Origin of the sequence: Micromonospora sp. NPDC005197 (assembly GCF_040608295.1) — a bacterium.
In the GTDB taxonomy this organism is placed as follows: Bacteria; Actinomycetota; Actinomycetes; order Mycobacteriales; family Micromonosporaceae; genus Micromonospora.
In genome coordinates, this window is sequence record NZ_JBEXHY010000206.1 from 1 (window position 1) to 6350 (window position 6350).

At 73.9% G+C, this 6350-nt stretch carries 8 protein-coding genes; 7 read left to right on the forward strand and 1 reads right to left on the reverse strand.

Going from position 1 to position 6350, the window contains the following annotated elements; genetic code table 11:
- The first annotated feature begins 74 nt into the window (after positions 1–74).
- Entirely contained in the window at positions 75–1253 is a 1179-nt protein-coding gene (gene aroC, locus ABZU46_RS30585; RefSeq protein WP_354863178.1) for a chorismate synthase, read from the forward strand.
- Positions 1253–1756 carry a shikimate kinase gene (locus tag ABZU46_RS30590; RefSeq protein WP_354863179.1) on the forward strand — a complete coding sequence of 168 codons (504 nt, stop codon included), beginning with the start codon at positions 1253–1255 and terminating at the stop codon, positions 1754–1756. The genes aroC and ABZU46_RS30590 overlap by 1 nt, the downstream gene beginning before the upstream one ends.
- 59 nt (positions 1757–1815) lie before the next feature.
- Here the strand turns inward: ABZU46_RS30590 and ABZU46_RS30595 are convergent, their stop codons facing one another.
- Complete coding sequence (locus ABZU46_RS30595) at positions 1816–2544, reverse strand: alpha/beta hydrolase (protein WP_354863180.1); 729 nt, start codon at positions 2542–2544, stop codon at positions 1816–1818.
- Between the two features lie 79 nt (positions 2545–2623).
- On the opposite strand from ABZU46_RS30595, the gene ABZU46_RS30600 reads away from it, so the two are divergent.
- Genes ABZU46_RS30600 through nusB form a run of 5 tightly spaced genes read left to right on the forward strand, consistent with a single transcriptional unit; the run spans position 2624 to position 6212 of the window.
- Complete coding sequence (locus tag ABZU46_RS30600) at positions 2624–3622, forward strand: YafY family protein (RefSeq protein ID WP_354863181.1); 999 nt, start codon at positions 2624–2626, stop codon at positions 3620–3622.
- Positions 3623–3632: 10 nt separating this feature from the next.
- On the forward strand, positions 3633–4712 hold the full coding sequence (aroB, locus tag ABZU46_RS30605; RefSeq protein WP_354863182.1) for a 3-dehydroquinate synthase: 1080 nt from the start codon (positions 3633–3635) through the stop codon (positions 4710–4712).
- Positions 4709–5176: a type II 3-dehydroquinate dehydratase gene (gene aroQ, locus ABZU46_RS30610; protein ID WP_354863183.1), complete on the forward strand. Its 468-nt coding sequence runs from the start codon at positions 4709–4711 to the stop codon at positions 5174–5176. Before aroB ends, aroQ begins: the two co-directional genes overlap by 4 nt.
- Before the next feature lie 44 nt (positions 5177–5220).
- Complete coding sequence (gene efp, locus ABZU46_RS30615) at positions 5221–5778, forward strand: elongation factor P (RefSeq protein WP_007458344.1); 558 nt, start codon at positions 5221–5223, stop codon at positions 5776–5778.
- 23 nt (positions 5779–5801) lie between these two features.
- Positions 5802–6212, forward strand: a complete 411-nt coding sequence (nusB, locus tag ABZU46_RS30620; protein ID WP_354863184.1) for a transcription antitermination factor NusB — start codon at positions 5802–5804, stop codon at positions 6210–6212.
- The last annotated feature ends 138 nt before the right edge of the window (positions 6213–6350 follow it).

A 6350-nucleotide genomic window follows, 5' to 3' on the forward strand; every position in this document is an offset into this window, starting at 1 on the left:
TCCCGGCCGTCCGCAGGGCGGGACGAGGCGGGCAGCGCGACGCGCCCGTCGCGCGCCGTGACAGACTGACCGCTGTGTTGCGCTGGCTGACTGCAGGTGAATCGCACGGTCCCGCCCTCGTCGCGCTGATGGAGGGGGTGCCGGCCGGCATCGAGGTGAGCACCACCGAGATCGCGGGCGAGCTTGCCCGCCGTCGGCTGGGCTACGGCCGTGGTGCCCGGATGTCGTTCGAGCAGGACGAGGTCGAGGTGATCGGCGGGCTGCGGCACGGCGTGACCCTGGGCAGCCCGGTGGCGATCCGGGTGGGCAACTCCGAGTGGCCGAAGTGGCGCACGGTGATGGCCGCCGATCCCGTCGACCCCGACGAGCTGGCCCGGCAGGCCCGCAACGCGCCGCTGACCCGCCCCCGGCCCGGCCACGCCGACCTGGCCGGCATGCAGAAGTACGGCCACCACGATGCCCGGCCGATCCTGGAGCGCGCCAGCGCCCGGGAGACCGCCGCCCGGGTGGCCGTCGGCGCCGTCGCCAAGGCGCTGATCCGGCAGGCCCTGGGCATCGAGATCGTCTCGCACGTCGTCGAGCTGGGGCCGGTGGCCGCGAAGCCCGGGCTGCGCCCGACCCCGTCCGACGCCGACCGCATCGACGCCGACCCGCTGCGCTGCCTCGACCCGGAGGCCAGCGCCCTGATGGTCGCCGAGGTGGACGCCGCGAAGAAGGCCGCCGACACCCTCGGCGGCGTGGTGGAGGTGCTGGCGTACGGGGTGCCGCCGGGCCTGGGCAGTCACGTGCAGTGGGACCGCAAACTCGACGCCCGGTTGGCCACGGCGCTGATGTCGATCCAGGCGATCAAGGGGGTGGAGATCGGCGACGGGTGGCAGCAGGCCCGCTCCCGTGGCTCCGAGGCGCACGACGAGATCATCCCGTCGGCCACCGGCGTCCGCCGCGTCACCGACCGGGCCGGCGGGCTGGAGGGCGGCATCACCACCGGCGAGCCGCTGCGGGTGCGCGCCGCCATGAAGCCGATCTCCTCGCTGAACCGTGCGCTGGCCACCGTGGATGTCGTCACGGGCGAGCCGGCGACCGCCATCAACCAGCGCTCCGACGTCTGCGCGGTGCCCGCCGCCGCGGTCGTCGCCGAGGCGATGGTGGCGCTCGTGCTGGCGGAGGCGGCCACCGAGAAGTTCGGCGGTGACTCGGTCGCCGAGATCCGCCGCAACCTGGCCGGCTACCTCGACGCGTTGGTCATCCGCTGATGGCGCCGGTCGTGGTCCTGGTCGGGGCGCCCGGCTGCGGTAAGACCACCGTGGGGCAGGCGCTCGCCGCCACCCTCGGCGTGGAGTTCCGGGACACCGACGCCGACATCGAGCAGCTGGCCGGCAAGAGCATCCCGGAGATCTTCATCGACGAGGGTGAGGACCACTTCCGGGCCCTGGAGCGGGCCGCCGTGGCGGCGGCGCTCGCCGCCGGCACCGGTGTGCTCGCCCTCGGCGGCGGCGCCGTGCTGGCCGAGGAGACCCGGGCGGCCCTGGTGGGGCATCGGGTCGTGCACCTCTCGGTGGAGCTGCCCGACGCGGTGAAGCGGGTCGGGCTCGGCGCGGGCCGGCCGCTGCTGGCGATCAATCCGCGCGCCACCCTCAAGCACCTGATGGATCAGCGCCGGCCGCTCTACGCCGAGGTGGCCACCGAGACGGTGATCACCGACGGCCGGACCCCGGCGGCGGTCGTCGCCGAGATCGCCGCCCTGCTTCCGCGCTGACGCCGGACCGGCCCTCCGGGCGGCGGTCGGTGCGTTCGCCGCCCGGTGCGGGCCTCCGCTCAGGTGCGAGCGACCAGGTCGAGGACGTCGGCCAGCGCTTTCGGCTCGCTGAGCATCGGCCAGTGCCCGGTGGGCAGCTCGTGCAGCTGGCCGTCGGCCAGGCCGGTGAAGAACGGGTGCCCCTCGTCGATCATCTGCCGCACCACCGCCAGCGGGAAGGTGCTGGCGACCAGCGCGGTCGGCACCGGGCGGCCACCCGTGCGGCGTACCGGATCGGTCGCCGTCCGCAGGGGCTGCGCGGTGCAGCGCTCGCGCAGGAGGGACAGCGTCGGCTCGTCCAGGCCGGCCAGGTTGGTCGGGTCGGCCGCCGGGTCCCAGGCCGGCGGTGGCAGCAGGTACCCGTCGCCGATCGCCGCGCGCAGCCGCTGCTGCTCCGGCGGCGGCACCGTGTCGAACTGCGCCGTGCCGTCCGGCAGCGGCCCGCTCTCCACGTAGACCACCCGGGCGATGCGGTCCGGGATGACGTCGGCCGCCTGGGCCACCGGCATGCCGCCGCCCGAGTGCCCGACCAGCAGCACGTCGCGCAGATCCTCGACCTCGATCAGCCGGACGATGTCGGTGGTGTGCGTCTGCAGGGTCACCTGCGGCCCGGCGAGGTGGTGGCGCTCGGCCACCCCGGTCAGCGTCATCGGGTGGACGTCGTGGCCCTGCGCGCGCAGCAGACCGGTCACCTCCCGCCACGCCCAGGCGCCCAACCAGAACCCGGGCACCAGTACGAACGTCGCCATCTGTCACTCCTTCTCTCGGCTACCGAGCGACCGTACGATCGAAACCGGACAGGATCCGCCCGGTTTGAAGGAGTGGCCCGTGTCTCATCCCGCCGGTCGGGTGCTGGCCCTGCTCGAGCTGCTCCAGGCCCGGCACCGGGCGACCGCCGGCGACCTCGCCGACCGGCTCGGTGTGGACGAACGGACCGTGCGCCGCTACGCGGCCACCCTGGTCGAGCTGGGCATCCCGGTGCTCGCCGACCGGGGCCGCCACGGCGGCTACCGGCTGCATCCCGGGTTCAAGCTGCCGCCGCTGATGCTCACCGACGACGAGGCGGTGGCCGTGCTGCTCGGCCTGGTCGTCGCCGAACGGGTCGGGCTGGCCACCGAGCTGCCGGCCACGGCGACCGCCCTGGCGAAGATCCGCCGGGTGCTGCCGGCGGCGTTGGCCGACCGGCTGACCGCCGTGCAGGAGCACCTCGGCTTCACCCTGCGGCGGCCCGAGCCCCAGGCGCGACCGGCGTCGGGCACCCTGCTGGCCCTGGCCGCGGCCGCCCGGCACCGGCAGCGGGTGAGCCTGGACTACCGCTCGTGGCGCGGTGAGCTGTCGCATCGCGACCTCGACCCGTACGGGCTGGTCTTCCACGCCGGCCGCTGGTACGTCACCGGCCACGACCACCGGCGCGGAGAGGTGCGCACCTTCCGACTGGACCGGATCGGCGCCGTGACGCCCGGCGCGGCGACGTTCACGGTGCCGGACGGCTTCGACGCGGTGGCGTGGCTGACCCGGTCGCTGGCGGGCGTGCCCTACCGGCACGAGGTCGAGGTGCTGCTGGAGACCGACATGGTCGCCGCCCGGCGGCGCATCCCGGCCGGTGTGGCCGAGCTGACCGCCAGCGGCGACGGGGTGCTGCTGCGGGCCCGGGCGGAGAGCCTTCCCGGTATGGCGGCGCTGCTCGCCGGGCTGGGCTGCGCGTTCACCGTGCGCCACCCGGACGCGTTGCGCGCCGCCGTGGCCGAGCACGCGCGCCTGCTGGCCGACTGGGCCGCCCGGCCAGCAGGTGGACAGACGCGGTCGCCACGCCGTCCGCTGGACTAGGCTGCCGGCGATGGACGAGGTGACCCGGATTCCGGTCGGCGGCGAACGGCCGTACGACGTGCTGGTCGGGCGCGACCTGCTGGACGCGCTGCCCGGGCTGCTGCCCGGCGCGACCCGGGCGGCGGTGCTGCACACGCCCCCGCTCAAGGCCCTGGCCGACGCGATCGGCGAACGGCTGCGCGCGGCCGGCGTCGAGCCGCTGCCGATCGAGGTGCCCGACGCCGAGTCGGGCAAGCAGATCGAGGTGGCGGCCGCTTGTTGGGACCGGCTGGGCGCGGCTGGTTTCACCCGTACCGACGCGGTGGTCGGCGTCGGCGGCGGCGCGGTGACCGACCTGGCCGGCTTCGTCGCGGCCTGCTGGCTGCGCGGCGTGCGCTGGGTGCCGGTGGCCACCTCGCTGCTGGGCATGGTGGACGCCGCCGTGGGCGGCAAGACCGGGATCAACACCGCCGCCGGCAAGAACCTGGTCGGCGCGTTCCACCCGCCGGTCGGCGTGCTGGCCGACCTGGCCACCCTGGACAGCCTGCCCGCCGTCGACCTGGCGGCCGGGCTGGCCGAGGTGGTCAAGTGCGGCTTCATCGCCGACCCGGTGATCCTGGATCTCGTCGAGCGTGACCCGGCGGCGGCCACCGACCCGCGCGGGCCGGTGACCCGGGAGCTGATCGAGCGGGCCATCCGGGTCAAGGCGGACGTGGTCGCCGGCGACCTGCGCGAGTCGGGCCTGCGGGAGGTGCTCAACTACGGCCACACCCTGGCCCACGCCATCGAGCAGGTCGAGGGTTACCGCTGGCGGCACGGCCACGCCGTGGCCGTGGGCCTGGTGTACGCGGCCACGCTGGCCCGGCTCGCCGGCCGGCTGGACGCGTCGACCGCCGATCGGCACCGGCGTACCCTGACCGCGCTCGGTCTGCCGGTGAGCTACCCGGCCGACGCCTGGGAGCGGCTGCTGGCCGTGATGCGGGTGGACAAGAAGGCCCGGGGCAGCCGGCTGCGGTTCGTGGTGCTGGACGCGCTGGCCCGCCCGGCGATGCTGGAGGGCCCGGACGACGCGCTGCTGGAGGCCGCCTACCGCGAGGTGGCCACCCCGTGAAGGTGTACGTGTTGAACGGGCCGAACCTGGGCCGCCTCGGCACCCGGGAGCCCGCCGTGTACGGCTCGACCAGCTACGCCGACCTGGTGACGCTCTGCGAGGCCACCGGCCGGGACCTGGGGCTCGACGTGACGGTCCGGCAGACCGACGCCGAGCACGAGCTGCTCGGCTGGCTGCACGCCGCCGCCGACGAGGGCGCCGCCGTGGTGCTCAACCCGGCCGCCTGGTCGCACTACTCGTACGCGGTGCGCGACGCCTGCGCCATGCTGCGCGGGCCGCTGGTGGAGGTGCACCTCTCCAACATCCACGCCCGCGAGGAGTTCCGGCACCACTCCGTCGTCTCCGCGGTGGCGACCGGGGTGATCTGTGGTCTCGGCATCGACGGCTACCGCCTCGCCCTGCACCACCTGGCCACCCGCGCAGGGGTCGTCCCGAGCGGGGACCGGGCGATTCGACGCAGCTAGTAGACTCCTAGGGTCTGTCCGCCAATTGATGATCAAGGCAGGAAATGGCCTCCACCAACGACCTCAAAAACGGCCTGGTACTCAACCTGGACGGCGAGCTCTGGGCCGTCGTCGAGTTCCAGCACGTCAAGCCCGGTAAGGGTGGCGCGTTCGTGCGCACCACGCTGAAGAACGTGCTGTCCGGGAAGGTGGTCGACAAGACCTTCAACGCGGGCACCAAGGTCGAAACCGCGACCGTGGACAAGCGCACGATGCAGTATTTGTACGCCGACGGCGAAGACTTCGTCTTCATGGATCTGGAGACCTTCGACCAGATCACCGTGCCCGGCGGCACCGTCGGCGAGGCAGCCAACTACCTGCTGCCCGAGGCGGAGGCGACCGTCGCCCAGCACGAGGGTGTGCCGCTCTACATCGAGCTGCCCACCAGCGTCGTGCTGGAGGTCACCTACACCGAGCCCGGCCTGCAGGGCGACCGTTCGACCGGCGGCACCAAGCCGGCGACCGTGGAGACCGGCGCCACCGTGCCGGTTCCGCTGTTCATCACCACCGGTGAGAAGATCAAGGTCGACACCCGCGACGGCCGTTACCTCGGCCGCGCCTGATGGCTGAGGGTCCCAAGCAGCAGATGCCGGCGCGCCGTAAGGCGCGCAAGCGGGCGCTGGACGTCCTCTACGAGGCCGACCTGCGGGATCGGCCGCCCGTCGAGGTCCTGTCCGGCTACCTCCAGCGCATCGAACAGCCCCGCCCGGAGCACCTGGGTTACGCGGTGGGCCTGATCGAGGGGGTCGCCGAGCACCTCAACCGCATCGACGAGCTGATCGCCAGCTACGCCGAGGGTTGGACGTTGGAGCGGATGCCGGTGGTCGACCGCAACCTGGCCCGGATCGCCGTCTACGAGTTGCTCTACGTCGACGAGATCGACGACGCGGTGGCGATCAGCGAGGCCGTCGAGTTGGCCCGGCAGATGTCCACCGACGATTCGCCGCGGTTCCTCAACGGCGTGCTCGGGCGCATCGCCGAGTACGCCACCCGCTGAGCGGCCGCGTAACCCGTACGACGAGAAGGGGCCCGTGCCGCCCGCACCGGCCCCGGGTTGGGGGTAGGGGCCGCGCCCGGGGGGGAGTAAGCCCCGGGGGGGGGCCCCCCCACCCCCAAAAGGTAGAGCACCCCACTT